This is a genomic window from Arthrobacter sp. FX8 (assembly GCF_026723805.1).
Taxonomy (GTDB): domain Bacteria; phylum Actinomycetota; class Actinomycetes; order Actinomycetales; family Micrococcaceae; genus Arthrobacter.
This window is the reverse complement of sequence record NZ_CP113505.1, coordinates 3,136,382-3,153,681: the sequence shown is the minus strand read 5'-3', so window position 1 is coordinate 3,153,681 and position 17,300 is coordinate 3,136,382. Positions and strand designations below refer to the sequence as shown.

General features: G+C 65.5%; 18 protein-coding genes. 9 read left to right on the top strand and 9 right to left on the bottom strand.

What is annotated here, in order from left to right; all coding sequences use genetic code 11:
* Positions 1–199: 199 nt before the first annotated feature.
* Positions 200–430 carry a glucose PTS transporter subunit EIIB gene (locus OUO20_RS14775; RefSeq protein ID WP_018770722.1) on the top strand — a complete coding sequence of 77 codons (231 nt, stop codon included), beginning with the start codon at positions 200–202 and terminating at the stop codon, positions 428–430.
* Entirely contained in the window at positions 430–888 is a 459-nt protein-coding gene (locus OUO20_RS14770) for a PTS sugar transporter subunit IIA (RefSeq protein ID WP_018770721.1), read from the top strand. The genes OUO20_RS14775 and OUO20_RS14770 overlap by 1 nt, the downstream gene beginning before the upstream one ends.
* Before the next feature lie 10 nt (positions 889–898).
* On the opposite strand, the gene OUO20_RS14765 is transcribed toward OUO20_RS14770, so the two are convergent.
* Both OUO20_RS14765 and OUO20_RS14760 read right to left on the bottom strand, forming a co-directional pair.
* Complete coding sequence (locus OUO20_RS14765) at positions 899–1,651, bottom strand: GntR family transcriptional regulator (RefSeq protein ID WP_142070787.1); 753 nt, start codon at positions 1,649–1,651, stop codon at positions 899–901.
* Between the two features lie 110 nt (positions 1,652–1,761).
* Complete coding sequence (locus OUO20_RS14760; protein ID WP_268002041.1) at positions 1,762–3,156, bottom strand: MFS transporter; 1,395 nt, start codon at positions 3,154–3,156, stop codon at positions 1,762–1,764.
* Positions 3,157–3,215: 59 nt separating this feature from the next.
* On the opposite strand from OUO20_RS14760, the gene OUO20_RS14755 reads away from it, so the two are divergent.
* Both OUO20_RS14755 and OUO20_RS14750 read left to right on the top strand, forming a co-directional pair.
* Positions 3,216–4,217 carry an IclR family transcriptional regulator gene (locus OUO20_RS14755; RefSeq protein ID WP_268002040.1) on the top strand — a complete coding sequence of 334 codons (1,002 nt, stop codon included), beginning with the start codon at positions 3,216–3,218 and terminating at the stop codon, positions 4,215–4,217.
* Positions 4,218–4,222: 5 nt separating this feature from the next.
* On the top strand, positions 4,223–5,101 hold the full coding sequence (locus OUO20_RS14750; protein WP_268002039.1) for a hypothetical protein: 879 nt from the start codon (positions 4,223–4,225) through the stop codon (positions 5,099–5,101).
* A gap of 84 nt (positions 5,102–5,185) precedes the next feature.
* Here OUO20_RS14750 and OUO20_RS14745 read toward each other — a convergent pair whose 3' ends face one another.
* The 3 genes from OUO20_RS14745 to OUO20_RS14735 form a co-directional block, all read right to left on the bottom strand.
* Positions 5,186–6,673 carry a C4-dicarboxylate transporter DctA gene (locus OUO20_RS14745; protein WP_018770716.1) on the bottom strand — a complete coding sequence of 496 codons (1,488 nt, stop codon included), beginning with the start codon at positions 6,671–6,673 and terminating at the stop codon, positions 5,186–5,188.
* A 108-nt stretch (positions 6,674–6,781) separates the two neighbouring features.
* Entirely contained in the window at positions 6,782–7,366 is a 585-nt protein-coding gene (locus OUO20_RS14740; RefSeq protein WP_268002038.1) for a dTMP kinase, read from the bottom strand.
* A 163-nt stretch (positions 7,367–7,529) separates the two neighbouring features.
* Positions 7,530–8,912, bottom strand: coding sequence for an SLC13 family permease (locus OUO20_RS14735; protein WP_268002037.1), 1,383 nt, complete (start codon positions 8,910–8,912; stop codon positions 7,530–7,532).
* Between the two features lie 115 nt (positions 8,913–9,027).
* Here OUO20_RS14735 and OUO20_RS14730 point away from each other — a divergent pair, with 115 nt between their 5' ends.
* Both OUO20_RS14730 and OUO20_RS14725 read left to right on the top strand, forming a co-directional pair.
* The gene (locus OUO20_RS14730; RefSeq protein ID WP_018760893.1) at positions 9,028–9,303 is read left to right on the top strand and encodes a hypothetical protein; all 276 of its coding nucleotides are present in this window, start codon (positions 9,028–9,030) and stop codon (positions 9,301–9,303) included.
* A 2-nt stretch (positions 9,304–9,305) separates the two neighbouring features.
* Complete coding sequence (locus OUO20_RS14725; protein WP_268002036.1) at positions 9,306–10,238, top strand: threonine/serine dehydratase; 933 nt, start codon at positions 9,306–9,308, stop codon at positions 10,236–10,238.
* An 80-nt stretch (positions 10,239–10,318) separates the two neighbouring features.
* On the opposite strand, the gene OUO20_RS14720 is transcribed toward OUO20_RS14725, so the two are convergent.
* Positions 10,319–10,669 carry a hypothetical protein gene (locus OUO20_RS14720; RefSeq protein ID WP_018770711.1) on the bottom strand — a complete coding sequence of 117 codons (351 nt, stop codon included), beginning with the start codon at positions 10,667–10,669 and terminating at the stop codon, positions 10,319–10,321.
* Between the two features lie 156 nt (positions 10,670–10,825).
* Between OUO20_RS14720 and OUO20_RS14715 the strand changes: the two genes are divergently transcribed.
* On the top strand, positions 10,826–11,743 hold the full coding sequence (locus OUO20_RS14715; protein WP_018770710.1) for an SMP-30/gluconolactonase/LRE family protein: 918 nt from the start codon (positions 10,826–10,828) through the stop codon (positions 11,741–11,743).
* 53 nt (positions 11,744–11,796) lie between these two features.
* Here OUO20_RS14715 and OUO20_RS14710 read toward each other — a convergent pair whose 3' ends face one another.
* The 3 genes from OUO20_RS14710 to hisC form a co-directional block, all read right to left on the bottom strand.
* Complete coding sequence (locus OUO20_RS14710) at positions 11,797–12,438, bottom strand: NADPH-dependent F420 reductase (protein ID WP_056391642.1); 642 nt, start codon at positions 12,436–12,438, stop codon at positions 11,797–11,799.
* Positions 12,439–12,508: 70 nt separating this feature from the next.
* Entirely contained in the window at positions 12,509–13,141 is a 633-nt protein-coding gene (locus OUO20_RS14705; RefSeq protein WP_268003445.1) for a YitT family protein, read from the bottom strand.
* Positions 13,142–13,191: 50 nt separating this feature from the next.
* The gene (hisC, locus tag OUO20_RS14700) at positions 13,192–14,310 is read right to left on the bottom strand and encodes a histidinol-phosphate transaminase (RefSeq protein WP_268002035.1); all 1,119 of its coding nucleotides are present in this window, start codon (positions 14,308–14,310) and stop codon (positions 13,192–13,194) included.
* Positions 14,311–14,402: 92 nt separating this feature from the next.
* Between hisC and OUO20_RS14695 the strand changes: the two genes are divergently transcribed.
* Both OUO20_RS14695 and OUO20_RS14690 read left to right on the top strand, forming a co-directional pair.
* Positions 14,403–14,876: an Lrp/AsnC family transcriptional regulator gene (locus tag OUO20_RS14695; protein WP_018770706.1), complete on the top strand. Its 474-nt coding sequence runs from the start codon at positions 14,403–14,405 to the stop codon at positions 14,874–14,876.
* A gap of 244 nt (positions 14,877–15,120) precedes the next feature.
* On the top strand, positions 15,121–17,121 hold the full coding sequence (locus OUO20_RS14690; RefSeq protein WP_268003444.1) for a rhamnogalacturonan lyase: 2,001 nt from the start codon (positions 15,121–15,123) through the stop codon (positions 17,119–17,121).
* Positions 17,122–17,300 lie beyond the last annotated feature (179 nt).

Genomic DNA, 17,300 nt, shown 5'->3' with positions numbered 1-17,300 from the left:
TAAAGGAGGGGTTCCAGCCGGTACTGTCTGGTTATGACCAGTTCAGTGTGATTCATCCCACGAGTACCTGTCAAGGCAATGGGAAATCCCGCCGGGCCATTTAAAAGGCCGGTAGTGGAAGCCATAATTGGTCGCACTTGGGCCGCCGGCCCCGGTGAGGAAGCAGTGCTCCCAGCGGGCACCATCAGAAAGGGCAACCATGTCCAAAGCAGAAAAGATCATTGAAGGACTGGGCGGAGCCGGCAATATCGTGGAGATTGAAGCCTGCATTACCCGCCTTCGCACGGAGGTTAAAGATGGTTCCCTCGTGAACGAGGCCTCCTTGAAGGCCGCCGGAGCCCACGGCGTGCTGACCTCCGGCACGGCTGTCCAGGTCATTGTTGGCCCCGAGGCCGACAACCTGGCCGAAGACATCGAGGACCTCCTCTAGTGGGTCAGTCCCTGGTGGTGCTGGCACCCATCGCGGGTACCGTAATTCGCCTTGCCGAAGTCCCGGACCCTGTGTTCGCCGGCCAGATGGTGGGTTCCGGCGCCGCAGTGGAACCGCCGGCGGGCGAGATGTTCGACGTCGTGTCCCCCGTGGCGGGAAAGGTGGTCAAGCTGCTGCCGCACGCCTTTGTTGTGGTTGAGTCCTCGGGGCGCGGCGTCCTCACCCATGTGGGCATCGATACGGTCAAGCTCAAAGGCGAAGGCTTTAAGCTGCTGATTGCCCAAGGCGACACTGTCGACGCCGGCGCTGCCGTCATGCGTGTCGATCCCACCGCCGCCCTTGCGGCAGGTTACTCGATGGTGAGTCCCGTCGTCGTCCTCGATACCAAGCCGGACGTGGCAACGCTTACTGGAGCCGGCACGGTCACCGCCGGCCAGGAGCTGTTCTCGCTGGACTAGGGGTTGGCTTCTAGAGCCGGACTTCCATGTTCAGCGAGTAGCGGTCGGAGCGGTACCACGAACGTGAATGTTCGATGGCAAGGGGGCCTGAATAGGACACCCGGTCGAAGGCCAGCACCGGCGCCCCCGTGCCGGTTCCGAGGAGTGCCCCCACATCCGCGGGGGCGCCCTCGGACCGCACGCTCTGCCGTGCCCTGTCGATCTGGTGCCCGAACTGCGCGGCGAGGGCTTTGTAAACCGAGCCGGTCAGGTCGATGTCCAGAAGGCCGCGGGCATGTTCGGGGTTGTACCAGGCGTCATCCACGCTGACCGGCCGGCCGTCTGCCAGGCGGAGGCGCTTCAAGTGGATGGCCTCGGAGCCCGGCGGCAGGCTGAGCGCCTCTGCCGTATCCGTGGGGGCAGCGCCCGCTTCGGCCACCAGCACCACCGTACTGGGCACGTGTCCCATCGCCTCCATTTCCTGCGTGAACGAAGCCAGGTGGAGTGTTGACTGCACTGGGGAATCCGCCACGAAGGTACCCTTCGCCGGAACCCGGACCAGGTGCCCCTCGTTGACCAGGCGGCCGATGGCGGCGCGGACCGTAATGCGGCTGACACCGTAGGAGTCCATGAGCGTCCGCTCGCTGGGAAGCCGGGCGCCGGGCTCCAGTTCCTCTTTGGCGAGCTTGAGTATGATCAACCGCAGCTGCTCGTGCTTGGGGACCTGGGTGTTATTGATGGCCGTGGCCGCCGCTCCGGCGGTGCTCCTTGATGTGGCGGACAATTGAGGCCCCTCCTGCTGCTGGATAAGTCCGGTCCGGACCACCTGCTTGGATTATTCCACAGGCGCGGGCCGCGGGGGCCGCCCGGCCACCTTTGTTGCCGGGCCGGGCGTTAGCGCACCAGTTCCGCATCGCGGGGCGCGGCAGGCTGCCGCACTGCCCTGGTGCGCAGGGCGAGCATGAGCACCGCACCCAGCAGGGCGGGCGCCGCGAAGGCAATGGCGGCTACGGGGACGCCGCCGCCGAAGCCCACCAGCAGTGCGCCGTAGGTTGGGCCTGCGATGGCTCCGATGCGTCCCACAGCAAGTGCCCAGCCAAGGCCGGTGGCGCGGGTGGCGGCAGGGTAGAACTGGGCGATGTAGTCGTTGATCATGTTCTGCGTGCCCAGGCCGCCGAAACCTGCGACGGCGGCGAGCACCGTCATGAGCGCGGCCGGCGGGTTGGCGGACATCAGGAGCAGGGCTGCCGCTGCACTGGCGAACCCCACCACCACCAGCGGCCCGGGCCCGAACTTCTGGCTGGCCACAGATGCCAGGACGGTGCCGACCACGGCACCCACCGAGTAGGCCAGCAGGAATGCCACGGAGGATCCGACGCCGAACCCGGCAGTGCGCATGATCTGCGGCAGCCACGTGCTGACGCCAAAGATGGTCAGCAGGCTCAGGAGAGTGATGCCCCACAGCAGGACTGTGGTCTTGCCGGTGCCGTTGGCGAAGAGGGCGCGCGTGGGAGAGACCCGCACGGCTGTGGCCGGGACATCCGTGGTGCGGGGCAGCCCGTAGGCGGCCTCGATGCTGTCGGCCTCTGCGGTGCGGGACCGGGTCCGCAGGAACGACGGTGACTCCGGCAGCAGGAACCAGGCGAAGGGAACGATCAGCAGCCCTGCGGCACCGATCGCGTACACCGGGCGGAAACCACTGGACTCCAGGACAGCGAGGGACGTCAGCGAAGCGGCAACAGTACCCGTTGCCGGCCCGGTCAGCACCGCACCGAGGACCAGTGACTTTTTCCCCGGCGGCGCGAATTCATTGGTGAGGGCTACCGCCGTCGGCAGCAGGCCGCCCACGCCGAAGCAGGCGATGAAGCGGAACGCTGCGAAGAGCTCCCAGCTGGGTGCCATGGCGCAGGCGAGCATGGCCAGCGAGAACAACGCCAGGGCGGACACAAAGATCCGGCGGCGGCCAAGCCGGTCCGTGAGCGTACCCACGATGAGTGAACCGAGCAGCATCCCCACCAGCGCCAACGAGCCCACCGCGCCTGCCGCGGCGGGCGTGACATTGAAGGGCGGCCGCCCGATCAGGGCGGGGAGGGTGGCGCCGTAGACGTAGAGGTCGTAGCCGTCGGCGAGCAGGCCAAGCCAGCACAGTACGAAGATACCGGCCAGGGATTTGCTGGGGGCATTGGAGTTCATCATTGATTCCAATCGGGTCAAGGGACGCTGGCTGTATGCCTGCGGGACGTCCATCAGCTTGGCCTGCTGCAGCAGCCCTGCGAACGGTCTTTTCACTGGGTGAAAAGCCTCTTTGTGGCGGGGCACACACCGCCCAGGCTTGAAGGACGCAACGGATGGAGGCGGAGATGGCGGGAGCGGGCAGGGCGGCAGCCGCCGCGCCCACAGAGGCCGCCACCGGTCTTCCGGGCACGCCCGTACTGGTGCGGGCTCTGAGCCTTCTTGCCCAGTTTACGGAACAGCGCCGTGCCCTGAATCTGTCCGAACTGTCCCGCCAGGCCGGACTTGCCCCGGCCACGGCCCTGCGGCTGGTGCGGCACCTGACGGAGTGGGGCGCGCTGGAACGCCTCGAGGACGGCCGCTACGTGGTGGGTGTGCGCCTCTGGGAAATTGCCTCGCTCTCGCCGCGGGGCCACGGGGTGCGGCAAATCGCCCTGCCTTACCTTGAGGACCTGTACGAGGTCACCCGGCATCACGTGCTGCTTGCCGTCCGCGAAGGCACGGACGCGGTCCTGATCGATCGGCTCTCTTCCCGGACCGCGACGGAGGTGGCCTACCGGGTTGGCGGACGCATGCCGCTGGGGACCACCGCCGTCGGGCAGGTACTGCTGGCCCACGCCGCTCCGGAGCTGCTGCAGGAACTGCTTTCGCAGCCGGCGCCCCCAGGGGTGCCGGGCAGTGTTTCGGATGCCGGGAGTCTCCCGGCGGCCCGGCTTCGCGGTGTCCTGGCAAACGTAAGGCAATCCGGCGTCGCAGTGGTTCGGCGGGACCATCCCTCCCGCACTGTCTCCGTCGCCGCACCCATTCATGGGGCTGCCGGCGATGTAGTGGCTGCATTGTCCATTGTGGTCCCGGATGCCCAGACGCCGGCGCATGATCTGGTGCCGCTGGTCAGGGCCGCCGCGCGGGCCATCTCGCGAAGCCTCGGCCACCAGGCGAAGGCCAGCGGAGCATGGCGGCACCCGCAGCCCGAGGAGCCGGGCCACCCCGGCCTGATACTTGGCGTCCTCCCGGCGCTCGCCAATCCCGCCGGTTTTGAGACCGTTCCGTTATTTGCGTCCCGCCTTTCACCCTTTACGCTTGAAACTACTAAGCATGCTGTCTATTTCGGAGGTTAACCCTGATGCGAAAAGTTTCTGCGCTTGGAGTGGTAACTGCGGCGATGCTGGCCTTGGCCGGCTGTTCGGGAGGAGGCGGCGGAACTGCCAGCCCGTCAGGCACGGCAACGACGTCGGCATCCGCCTCTGCCAGCCAAACCGCCAACGCCAAGGTGTACTCGGAGGACGAACTCCGCGACCTCATTTCGGGCATGAAGGACGCTGACGGCAACGAACTCAAGCTGTACTCCAAGGAGCAGGTTGACCAGGGCGGAAACATTGCCAACCTGCTCATGAGCACGGCAACCATCGACCCCAAGGACTGCAAGGACATTGCCACCGCCGGCTTGCTGGACAAGGTGGAAAGCGGCGACGTAGCCGTGGCGCTTTCCGAGGGCAACCAGCCGCGCACGCTGTCAGCACAGTCCGGCAGCCAGGGCCCCGACGCCGTCAAGACACTGAGTGACATCAGCGGCAAGATGAACCAGTGCGCCAAGTTCTCGGTCTCCGCCCTTGGCCAGAAGTACGACGTTTCCAGCCAGGAGCTGAAGGCGGACACTGACGCTGATGAGACCTTCGCAACCGTCAGCACCCGCAGCGGCGACAACCAGCAGAAGCTGATGCAGGTTTCCGCTGCCCAAGGGCGCCTGTTGGTGGTTGCCACCAAGGGCGGCACCGATCTGGGCGACAAGGACCAGAAGGAGCTTGAGGAGCTCATTAACGACGTGTTGAAGAAGGCCGAAGGCGGCGCAACGTCCAGCCCCACCTCCACCAGCTCGTCCGGTTCTTCCGGCGCGTCATCGCCGGGCAGCTCGGCGTCGTCCACTGCCTCGTCCACCTCGTCGGCGACGATGACCTCGGGCAGCGGTTCCTCGTCGTCGGCCTCCCCAACGGCGTCGCGGTAGCGGCACCAACTCCGCAATATTGAAACGGGGCGGGCCAGGACAATTATTGTCCTGGCCCGCCCCGTTCTCTCGTTGCCCGGCGCCCTACTTGGCTTTGCCGCTCAAGCCGACGCTGGCGCTTGTGTTTTCCGGCAACTCGGAGACGACCTCCCGTGTTGGTGCGCCCCGGAACTTCGGTGATGGGTCCTGTCCCGCTGTAAGCCGCTGCAGCTCCTGCCCCTCAAAATCCTCTTCCTTGCCCAGCAGGATCGCAGAGTCGTGGTTGGTGATCTCACCCTTGAAGGCGCGCAGCATGACGCTGCGGTCAAACTGGCCTTCCCACTTCGAGACAACGAAGGTGGCAACACAGTTGCCCAGCAGGTTGACTACGACGCGCATTGAGTCCATGAGCCGGTCTGCGCCAAGGAGCAGTGCCACGCCGGCCACCGGGAAGATACCCAGTGCTGCAGCAGTGGCGGAAAGTGCGAGGAACGAGGAGCCGGGAACTCCCGCCATGCCCTTGGATGTCAGCAGCAGTACGCCAAGGGCGGCCAGCTGTTGGCCAAGGTCAAGGTGGTGGCCGAAGGCCTGGGCCAGGAACAGCAGGGAGATCGAAAGGTAGATCGCGGCGCCATCGAGGTTGAAGGAGTAACCGGTGGGCACCACAAGGCCGGTGGTGGCACGGGAGCAGCCCGCGTTGGTCAGTTTGGTCATGATCCTGGGCATCACCGCTTCGGTTGATGCGGTGCCCAGGGCCAGGAGGAACTCCTCCCGCGTGTACTTCAGGAACTGCCAGAGCGGCACCCGGGCAAACCCCCAGGCCACGACGAACAGCAGGCCGATGAAGACCAAAGCGGCGCCGTAGCAGGCTGCGATCAGGACCGCGTAGGTGCTCAGGGTATCCAGCCCGTACTGGCCGATGATGAATGCCATGGCGCCGAAGGCGCCCAGCGGGGCGACCTTCATGATCCATGCCATGATCTTGAAGATCAGTTCCAGGATGGTTTCCATGACGTTGATGACCGGCAGGCACTTTTCGCGCCCGATCACTACGATGGCAGCACCAAAAAACACTGAGAAGAAGAGCACTTGCAGGAGGCTGTTGCTGGCAAATGCGCCGATGACGCTGGCCGGGATGATGTCCAGAATGAAGGACGCTGCATCCTTGGGTGCCGCGGACCCGGTCTTTGCGTCCAGGTCTGCCTGGGAGAGCGTCGACGGGTCGATGTTCAGGCCGGCTCCGGGCTGGACGATGTTTCCCACAATGAGTCCGAAGACCAGGGCGAACAGGGTTGCTCCCGTGAAGTAGAGCAGGGCCTTTACCCCAACCCTTCCGACCGCCTTGACGTCGCCTACGGCTGAAATTCCGGTAACGATCACCAGGAAGATCAGCGGCGCGATGATCATTTTGATGAGTTTGATGAAGCCATCTCCGAGCGGCCTCAGTTGTGATCCAAGGTCCGGCCAGAAATGCCCGATGAGGACACCTGCCACGACGGCGATCAGAATCTGGAAGAAGAGCGACTTGTACAGCGGCTTCCTCTTCGCGGGCACCGAACTCGCCTTCAGTGCCTCAGGGTTTGGGATCTTCATTGACCTTTGCCTATCAATCGGGAACAGCCCGTTTTCGGGGCCGTTTCCAACGTAATCCTCGTCACACTAATTCCGCAAGAGGAAAACCAAATTCCGCTATGTGGAATGTTAAATAGTGTTTGTGACTGCGACCCCGTCCAGTCGTGAGCGTAACGCGGCTATCAACTGCTGTGCGGGGACGGAGGCGTCCAGTTTCACGAAGCGCGCGTACTCCGGCAGGTCCCGGTATCCCGACTGGAATGCGGCGAGGTCATCAAGGCTCTCTGAGTCAGTGCCCCGGACAATGATGCGGTGGTGCGCCTCGACGGGGTCGATGTCCAGATGGAAGATGGCGTCCGGTTCCGGCAGGCGGGCCAGCAGCCACGGAAGGAACCGGCCGCGTGGCAATCCGTTGGCGGTCCGCAGTGCCAGCTGGCAGTGGAGGTGCCGGTCCATGATTACCAGGCCGTCGAACCGGCTGGCGCGCAGGTGCGATACCAGTACGTTGCCCACCCGGAGGGCGGTTTCGACGGCGTCGGCCAGTTTGGCGGGCAGGCGCACTCCCAGCCTGGCGGACAGCAGGGACATGACCCGCCGGCCCGCGTGGTTGCTCAAGAGCAGCGCACGGCCGCCCTCCGCCCGCACCGACGACGCCAAGGCGCGGGCCGCCGTCGACTTCCCTGATCCGTCGATACCCGTCAGCACAATGATCATCCGGCCTCCTCCCGCCGCCTTGTTCAACGCCGGGGGAGGGCGCAACGTCCCGGGTGAGCTGCAATTCACAGCTGGGGGACAGAGTCCGGGGCGGCAGGTCAAGGAAGTGAACAGCAAAGCGGGCCGCTAGATGCTGACGGGCCGCCTGATGGTGGAAAAGGACCTACATGATGCCGGTGGGTACCAGCAGGGCCCACGCCAGTGCCGGTGCCACCAGCACCACGCCGCCTGCGTAGAACATCAGCTGCTTGTAGACGCGCTGCCGGTCGTCGTCGCGGGCGTTGGCCACTACGAGTGCTCCGTCCGTGGAGAAGGGGGATACGTCGACGACGGTGGCTGCGATGGCCAGCGCGGCCACGGTTCCGGAGGCGCTGAGCGAGCTGGTGGCCAGGAGTGGGCCGGCCAGCGGGATGAAAGCGGTCAGCAGGGCGGTGGAGGACGCGAAGGCCGAGCCGACACCGATCACGTAGCAGAGGACCAGGGCGATCAGCAGCGGAGCCCCCAGGGCCAGGGCGTGCTCGGCAAGCGTGTCGATGACGCCCACGTGCTCCAGCAGGGATACGTACGTGATCATGCCTGCCACCAGCAGGACGGTGGACCAGGAGATGCCGCCGATGAAGGTCTTGTGTTCCTTGATGTTGACGAACGCGAGCAGGAGGCCGGCGGAGAGGGCCACGAAGCCGATGGGCATGTGGAAGCCGAGGGTGCACACCAGCATTGCCGCGATCAGCGCCAGCGTCAGGATCTGCTGGCCGTGCGGGCGTCCGGCGGAGGAAGTGTCTATGTCCACGTGCAGCCCGCTGGCACCGTCGCGCAGTTTGCCGATCAGGGCGAACAGGACGATGGTCAGCACCGAGAGGATGAGGTTCAGGGCGAAGCTGGCAATGAACAGGCCGCCCTGGGAAATCGGGAAGTCGTTCTTCAGTGCGATGTTGTGGACCAGCACGCCGGCCACGGACAGCGGGGAGAATCCGCCGGCGTGTGCGCCGTTGATGATGAAGGCGCCCATGACCACGGGGTGGATGCGCGATTCGTAAGCGAACCCGATGGCGGCCGGTGCCAGCAGCGCGATGGCGGCCGGGGAGAACGTTCCGAGCGAGGTCAGCGCGGCGGCGACCAGGAAGAACACCCACGGCAGCAGCATCGTCTTGCCGCGGACAATCCGCACACATCCCTTGACGATGATCTCGATGGTGCCGTTGCGCTGGGCCATGCTGAAGAAGTAGGTGACGCCGATGATGGTGAGGACGATGGTGGCCGGGAACTCCTCGAGGATCTGCTTGTCAGACATCCCGAGCATGAAATAGCCGACGCCGAATGACGCGACGAGTCCCATCACCCCGATGTTCAGCGGCCATTTGGTGGCCACGACGAACATCACCACGAGGATCACCAGCGGGATGATCTGGACAGCGGTCATGGTCGGCTCCGGGTCCGTGGCGGCCGCCTGGTTGAACATGCCGCCGGCAACGAGGGCAATCACGCCCAGGATGGCCAGGCCGGCCACCACCCACAGCAGGATACGACGGCGGAGGTTGCCTTCCACTCAACACTGCTGGAAATCGCGCGGGAACGGGCCGGCGACTACCTTCAGACCGTAGGCTGGAAGCCGGTCGGGGTTCCCCGGCCGGTACAGCAGTTCCCAGGTGAAAGGCAGGACCATGACCGTTTCCAGCGACGATCCCCAGAACACCGCAGACCTCCGCGGGCCGGGCGACCCGGACGGGGCCAAGGACGAAACCAAGGACGACGTCACCAAGGCCCCGCAGTCCGGCCAGCACCTGGAACAGCCGGGAGCATCCAACATCCGCGAGGAACAGCAGGGCCATGCTGCCGGAACGGTCCCGGCATCGTATGTGGGCGGCGAAGAGGCTGACCCGGAACAGAAGCCCGAAGAGGCGCTGGCGGAGCCGGGCACCTGGGATGACGAAGTCTGACAATGATCACCCGCGCTGACATCGACCAGGCCGCGCAGCGGACAGCGGGCCTTGTCCGCAGGACGCCCGTCCTGCAGGCGGATGCGGGCACCGCCGCCGGCCCGGTTTGGTTCAAATGCGAATTCATGCAGCACACGGGCACGTTCAAGGCCCGGGGCGCGCTGAACCGGATCCTGGCCAGCAAGGAACGGGGTGAACTGCAGGCGGACGTGGGGGTGGTTGTTGCATCCGGCGGGAACGCGGGCCTGGCCAACGCCTATGCGGCGGCCCAGCTCGGGGTGCCTGCAACGGTCTTCGTTCCTGAAGCGGCACCGGCCGTCAAAGTCGGCAAGCTCAGGGCCATCGGTGCCACCGTGGTCCAGGGCGGTTCAGAGTACGCGGCCGCCTACCAGGCCGCCATTGCGCACGCAGAGAAGACCGGCGCCATCTACTGCCATGCCTACGACCAGCCGGAAATTGCCGCCGGCGCCGGGACGGTGGGCTCCGAATCGCTGGAACAGGTGCCGGACGTGGACACCGTCCTGGTGGCCGTGGGCGGTGGCGGCCTGATGGCGGGAGTAGCCGCCGCCGTCGAAGGCTTTGCCAAAGTGGTGGCTGTGGAACCGGAAACTGCGCCCACCCTCCACGCCGCCCTGGCGGCAGGGGAACCGGTGGACGTCCCGGTATCGGGCGTCGCCGCGGACTCCCTGGGTGCCCGTAGCGTTGGTGACATCGGCTTCTCCGTCGCGGTCCGCTGCGGCGTCGGGAGCGTCCTGGTCTCCGATGAACAGATCATCGCCGCCCGCTCCGCGCTGTGGAACGACTACCGGATCGTGGTGGAGCACGGTGCCGCAGCTGCCTACGCCGCGCTCGCCTCCGGCGCCTACGTGCCCGGAAAGGACGAACGCGTTGCCGTCATCCTTTGCGGCGCCAACACGGATCCGGCCACGCTCTAGGCCGGAGACAGAGATAGGCCGGAGACAGAGAAAGGACCGGCCGCCTGTCCCGCAGGCGGCCGGTCCCTTCAGACGATTGTCTAGCCGCCGGCCTGGCCGCAGAACTTGCTGTAGGTGCTGCCGGCTTCCTGGTAGCCCGACTGCAGATCGGCCAGCTTGTCCTTGTCCGGGTTTTCCTTGGCCTGCTCGTCCGTGTACGCCAGGATCGAGGCCAGGGCGGGCTTGAGATCGTCCGAAGCAACGGCGTGGATGGGTCGGATCTGGTTGGCGAGGTTGTTCATCCCCGTCTTGCCGGCGTTGTTGGCGGGGTTCGACACAACGGCCTGGATCCGCTCGCAGGTTTCAGCGGTGGACAGTTGGTGCGTGGCGGAGCAGGCCGTGGCGGAGGCAACGAGGCCGGCGGCAAACAGGGCTGTGGCGAATTTCTTCATGGGTCCCTCAGTAGTGGTCAGAGGTTTCGATTGTAAGCAGATTGGGTAGGCCGATGCCTTCGCAAGCCCAATACATGCGCTTAAACTGGCAGCACCAATCGTGCGGAGCTTCCGCAGATGGGCCCCGCGCGCATCGACCCAGACTAAGGAACCAGCATGCGCCATCCAGTACGCCACGGTGCCGCCGCAGGGCTCGTGGCCTCTTTTTCATTGCTTCTTCCCACTGCCCTTCCGGCGTCGGCTGCCCCACCGTCCGGGGAGATAGTGCTCGACGGCGCCACCTCCGCCGAAGGCATCGCGGCAGGGGAGGGCAGGACTTTCTATGCAGGGGAACTCACCACGGGCGATATTTTCCGCGGCGACATCCGCAAGGGCACGGCAACCCGCTTCATCGATGCACCGGCAGGCCGCGCCGCCGCCGGGATGAAGGCCGATACCTGCCACCACCTGCTGTTTGTGGCGGGCGCCAACACCGGCAAGGCATTCGTCTACAACACCGACACGGGCAAGCCGGTTGCCGATATCCGCCTGGCCCAGGGATTCATCAACGACGTCACCCTCACCAGTGACGGGGCCTGGTTCACCAACTCAGCCGCCGCGGAGCTCTACTTCCTGCCGGTCGGCGGGGACGGGGAACTGGGCAAAGTGAAGACCCTCAAGCTCAGTGGCCCGGCGGCGGACGTCAAACAGGGGTTCAACCTCAACGGCATTGCGGCCGTGCGGGACGGCAAAATGCTCATCGTGGCCCACTCCCTCAACGGAGCCCTCTACACGGTGGACCCCAGGACCGGGGAGAGCGCTGCGATCAAGGGCGTCAAGGTTCCTTATGTTGACGGCATCCTGGTGCGCGGCGACAACCTTTGGGCCGTCCAGAACCAGCTGAACCAGATAGCGCGCATCGACCTCTCCGGCGACCTGGCTTCCGGCGAGGTACGGGACACGATCAAGAGCAGCGACTTCAATGTGCCTACAACGGTCGCCTTGTTCGGGAATACGCTCGCCGCGGTGAACGCCCAGTTCAACCAGCCGCCCAGCCCGTTCGAAGTGGTGCTGGTACCGGCCTGGAACCGTTAAACACAGAACTGGCTGGCAGTAGGCACTGCCAGCCAGTTGTCGGACGGGACGAATCAGAGAGTCCGAGTAGCCTTTTCCAAGTTGTCCTTCAGCTCAACGGCGTTCTGCCTCTTCACGTAGGCAGGACGGTCCCGCTCCACGCGCCAGCTCTCGGACAGCGGCCCCACGTTAACCGTGTCGAAACCGAATTCGTCGTACAGCCGGGTCACCAGGTCCGCGGCTTCCTGGTAGTCGCTGGCGGTGGCCAGGGCGCGCCGGTTTTCCGTGCCGTCCGGAGTTCCGTCCGTGGTGATGTCCTTTGCCATGATGTGGTTGAAGCCCTTGGCCACCTTTGACTGCGGGAGGTGCTCCTGCAGCAGACCGGAGGTGGTGGCTTCGCCGTTGTCCAGGGCGGGGATCCTGCCGTCCCGCTCCCAGTAGTAGTTGTTGGTATCGATCACAATCTTGCCGGCCAGCGGCTCCACCGGGATGTCCTTGTAGTTCTTCAGCGGCACCGTGACCACGGCGAAGTCGCCGGCCGCTGCTGCTTCAGCCGGCGTGGCGGCCCGCGCCCTGGGGCCAAGTTCCGAAACCAGCTCCTGGAGGGTTTCGGGCCCACGGGAGTTGCTGATGACTACGTCGTAGCCCAGCTCCACGGCCTTCCGTGCAACCTGGCTGCCAATATGTCCTGCACCGATGATTCCGATTGTTGTCATATGGGCGGCAACGCAGGTCCCCGCGCAGATATTTCAGCGGCCTGCAGGGAATAAATAGGCGGTTAGCCGCCTACTTTCCCAGGTACCGGCCCGGCCGGTGGTTCAGGGCGAGGACCAGGTTCAGGAGGGTGGCGCCGGCCGCGGACAGCAGCACCATCAGGGGCGGAACGAGTGCCAGGGCCGCCAGGACGATGGTCACGTCCAGCACCATCTGCACGTACCCTGCGCGCCATTTCAGCTTTTCCTGCAGCAGCAGGGCCAGGATGTTGAAGCCGCCCAGGCTGGACTGGTGCCGGAACAGGATCAGGAGGCCGACGCCGGCGAGCAGGTTTCCGCCCAGCACGCCATACACGGGGTCAATGTGCAGGGACCCCAGGGCCGCCGGGTGCAGGCTGGCCATTACGGACACCAGGGAGATCGCGGCGCCGGTGCGGAGGGCGAAGTTCCAGCCCTTCTTCCACACTGCCAGGGCGAAGAACGGCAGGTTCACTGCGAAGAAGATGACGCCAAACGGCAGTGCGACCGAATAGCTGAGCAGCAGTGCGAGGCCGGCGGTGCCGCCCGTCACGGCCCCGCTCGACTTGAGCAGGAACAGCCCCAGCGACGCCGCGAAGGTGCCGGTCAGGATGCCCAGGACGTCCTCAACCACGGAATGACGGACGGCCGACGGCGGCGCTGAAGGTGCCGCCGTCGGCCCTTCCATGTGCCGGGCTGGGGCAGGGGTTGCGGCAGCCGGTGTTTCTGTTGTGGTGCTCACTGGGCCGCGGCCGCCTCACGCAGGAACCGCCCGCGGTTGGCCAGGACAGCAAGGACCCTGTCGTTGGTGGCCCGGTCCGCCAGCGTGATGCGGACCCCGTCCACGGCGTAGCCGCGCACCAGGATGTCGGCGTCGGCCAACGCGTCCACGAGCTGCACACGCAAATCATCGTCGGCACGCAGCCAGTAGAAGTTGGCCTGGCTGTCCGGCACATCCCAGCCATAGTCCCGTAGCGCGCCGATGACCCGGGTGCGTTCCCGGGCCACCGCCTCGGTCCGCTCAAGAATTTCGTCCCCGGCGGCCAGTGAAGCAACCGCGGCCGCCTGCGCCATCCTGTTCACGCCGAAGGGGACGGCCGTCCGGCGGAGGCCCTCAGCAATTTCCGGCCGGGCAATGGCGTACCCGATCCGCAGGCCCGCCAGCCCGTATGCCTTGGAGAAGGTGCGCAGAATGCACAGGTTGGCGTGGCGGCGGTAGAAATCGAGCGAGTCGACGCCTGGTCCGCGCTGGAATTCGACGTAGGCCTCGTCCAGTACCACCAGCACCCGCGGCGGAACAGAGCGGAGGAACTCCTCAAGGTCCGCGGGGCTGATGGACACACCCGTGGGGTTGTTGGGCGAGCACAGGATGACCAGGCGAGTGCGGTCCGTGATCGCCGCGGCCATGGAGTGGAGATCGTGCTGCTCGGTGGCCAGCAGCGGCACGGGGACCGAAACGGCGCCCGCCACTGCCACCAGGATGGGGTAGGCCTCGAAGGAGCGCCACGCGTACACCACCTCGTCGCCGTGGCCGCAGACTGCGGAAATGATCTGCTGCAGGACGCCGGAGCTCCCCGGTCCGGCGGCGACTTCCCCGGCGCTGACGCCGAACTGCCGGGCAATGGCGTCCCGCGCCTCCACCGCACCCATGCTTGGGTAACGGTGGATCCTGCCCGCCTCGGCCGACATTGCCTCAATGACGGACGGCAGGGGAGCAAAGTGGCTTTCATTCGAGGCGAGGGCGGCGGTCAGGTCAGACTGCGCGCTCTTGCCGGCCACGTAGGCGGGAAGTTGGGCGACGGCGGTACGGACCTCGGGTGCCTGGGTTTCGGGAAGGGTGCTGGTCATGGAGAGCATGCTCCCGGAGCGCAGGACGTTTGCGCAACACAACTGTGTGCAGGAGGACAGATCCGGTGCGCAGGGACTGCAGGGGTGGCAAAATGCTCAGTATGCACCGCATTGATGCCCTTGACGCTGAGATCCTCCTCACACTTGACCGGGATCCGCAGGCCACGGTCCTGTCCCTCTCCAGGACGCTGGGCGTTGCCCGCAATACGGTGCACGCCCGGCTCCGCCGGCTGGTCAACGACGGCAGCCTGGCGCCCTTCAGCCAGCGGGTGCGAACGGAAGCGCTGGGCCTGCCGCTGATTGCCTTCATCTCGATCTCCATCAGCCAGTCCGCCAGCGACATTGCCGTGGCAGCGCTGCAGACCATTCCGGAAATCATCGAGATGCATGCCACCACCGGGGACGCGGACCTGCTCGCCAAGGTGGCCGCAAGGGACCCCGCCGACCTGCACAGGATCACCAACGCGATGCTGGCGATTGACGGCGTCGTCCGCACCAGCACGGCCATGTCCCTGGTGGAAGTCATGCCCACCCGCACCCTGCCGCTGCTGCAGGCGGCGACGGGGAAGCAGTGAATCCAACGAGGTGGGAAACAAACGCAATGGAACAAAATCTCCCAATTACTTCCGTCACACTATTGACCATATTTGTCATGCGCTGATAAACCTAAAGGGCAGAAAGCGTTTCCCCGCAGCTTCCATCCCTCCTCCACATCACTCGGGAGTGAGATCCTTGGCGTGAATGAAACGTTCCAAACTGACGTGCGGCAGACTCAGCTGCCGCCGCATCAAAGGAGATGTTCTTTTGGCACAATCCTCAATGTGTTCCCCGCAATCCCCAGCGGGCAGGGCCTGGAAGGCCGCGCCGGCCGCAGCGGCGGCAACGCTCGCCGCAGCACTGGCTTTCACTGGCGTCCCGCTTGCTGCTGCTGATCCCGGCCAGGCCGGGCCGGCCGCCCAGGCCAGCCCCGCCGCCCCGGCACCGTCCGGGCCCACACGCCAGGTGGAAACCCTGGACCGTGCCCCCGTGGCTGTGCTCACGGACCGGGGCGTCACCCTGGGTTGGCGGATGCTCGGCCTGGACAAGGACAGCGTGGGCTTCCACGTCATCCGTGACGGCGTCCAGATCACCGACGAGCCCATCCGCAGCACCACCACCTATGTGGATCCTGCGGGAACGGCGGCCTCGAAGTACGTCATCAAGACGGTCGGGAACGGCAACGGGCAGGACAAGCTCAGTGCCGAATTCAGTCCGCTGGCGCAGAACTACCTGCCCATCAAACTGGACAAGCCCGCCGACGGCGTCAGCAAGGACGGCAAGCCGTACACCTATACGGCCAACGATTCGAGTGTGGCGGATCTGGACGGCGATGGCGGCTACGAAATCATCCAGCTCTGGAACCCGTCCAACGCCCAGGACAACTCCAAGTCCGGCTACACCGGCAATGTGTACGTGGACGCCTACAAGATGGACGGCACCAAGCTTTGGCGAATCGACCTTGGCCGCAACATCCGTGCCGGCGCCCATTACACCCAGATGCTGGCCTATGACTTCGACGGCGACGGCAAAGGCGACGTGGCTTTCAAGACTGCGGACGGCACCACCGATGCGGCGGGGACCGTCATTGGCGATGCTGCGGCTGACTACCGCAACAGCGCCGGCTACGTCCTGTCAGGGCCGGAATTCCTCACAGTGTTCAACGGTGCCAGCGGCACCATTATGGACACGGTTCCTTACGATCCGCCGCGCGGGAGCGTAGCCGCCTGGGGTGATGGTTACGGCAACCGCGTGGACCGTTTCCTTGCCGGAGTGGCGTACCTCGATGGTGAGCACCCGTCCATGATGTTCAGCCGTGGCTACTACACCCGCACGGTCCTGGTCACCTACGACCTGGTCAACGGCAAACTGGTCAAGCGGTGGAAGTTCGATTCCGACGTGGCCGGGGCCGAATACAAGGGCCAGGGCAATCACAACCTGTCTGTGGCGGACGTGGACCAGGATGGCAGGGATGAGTTCGTCTTCGGCTCCATGACGATCGACGACGACGGCACGCCGCTGTACAACACCAAGCTGGGCCACGGGGACGCCATCCACACCGGCGACCTTGACCCCTCGCGGCCGGGCTTTGAGACGTTCGCCGTACACGAGAGCATGTCCGCGAGCGGCAATCGCGGTGCCACCTTCCGCGACTCCGCCACCGGTGAAGTGCTCTGGAGCATTCCCGCTGTCAAGGACACCGGCCGAGGCGCCACCGGCGACATCGACCCCCGGTTCCCAGGCTCGGAAAGCTGGGCCGTGGGCGGTGACGCTGCCTGGAACTCACCGGCGGGGTTCCTGATGTCGGCCAAGGGCGAGCGGATTTCGGACAAGATCCCGGCGGCCAACTTCATGGCCTGGTGGGACGGCGACCTGCTGCGGGAAATCGTTGACCACGACTTCAATGCCGAGGCAGGCGTGGGCGTACCCACCATCTCCAAGTGGAACTGGGAAACCGAAACCAGCGACCGGCTCCTGACAGCCACCGGCGCTAGGACCAACAACGGCACCAAGGGCAACCCGTCACTGCAGGCCGACTTGCTGGGTGACTGGCGCGAGGAACTGGTGTTCCCCTCCGCCGACAGCACCGAGCTGCGGATCTACACCACCACCTCTCCCACCGAGGTCCGGCTCCGCACCCTGATGCACGACCCCATGTACCGGACCGGCGTGGCCCGCGAGACGGTCGGCTACAACCAGCCTCCGCACCCCAGCTTCTTCATCGGTGAGGGCATGCAGACGCCGGCCTCACCGGCTGTCTTCTACGCAGGCAAGGCCAGGTAAGCCGCCGGACTCCGGCGAAGTCATCATGCAGATGCAGCCTGATTAAGGGCTATATGGAGGATCGGGAAGGGCGCGCTCAGCTACTCGGGGCGCGCCTTTTTCATGTCGTCGATCGGGAGGCCAGAGCCCAAAGATTTGGCGCTGCCATAGGTGCGGAGGGGTGCTGTGGGACGACGACG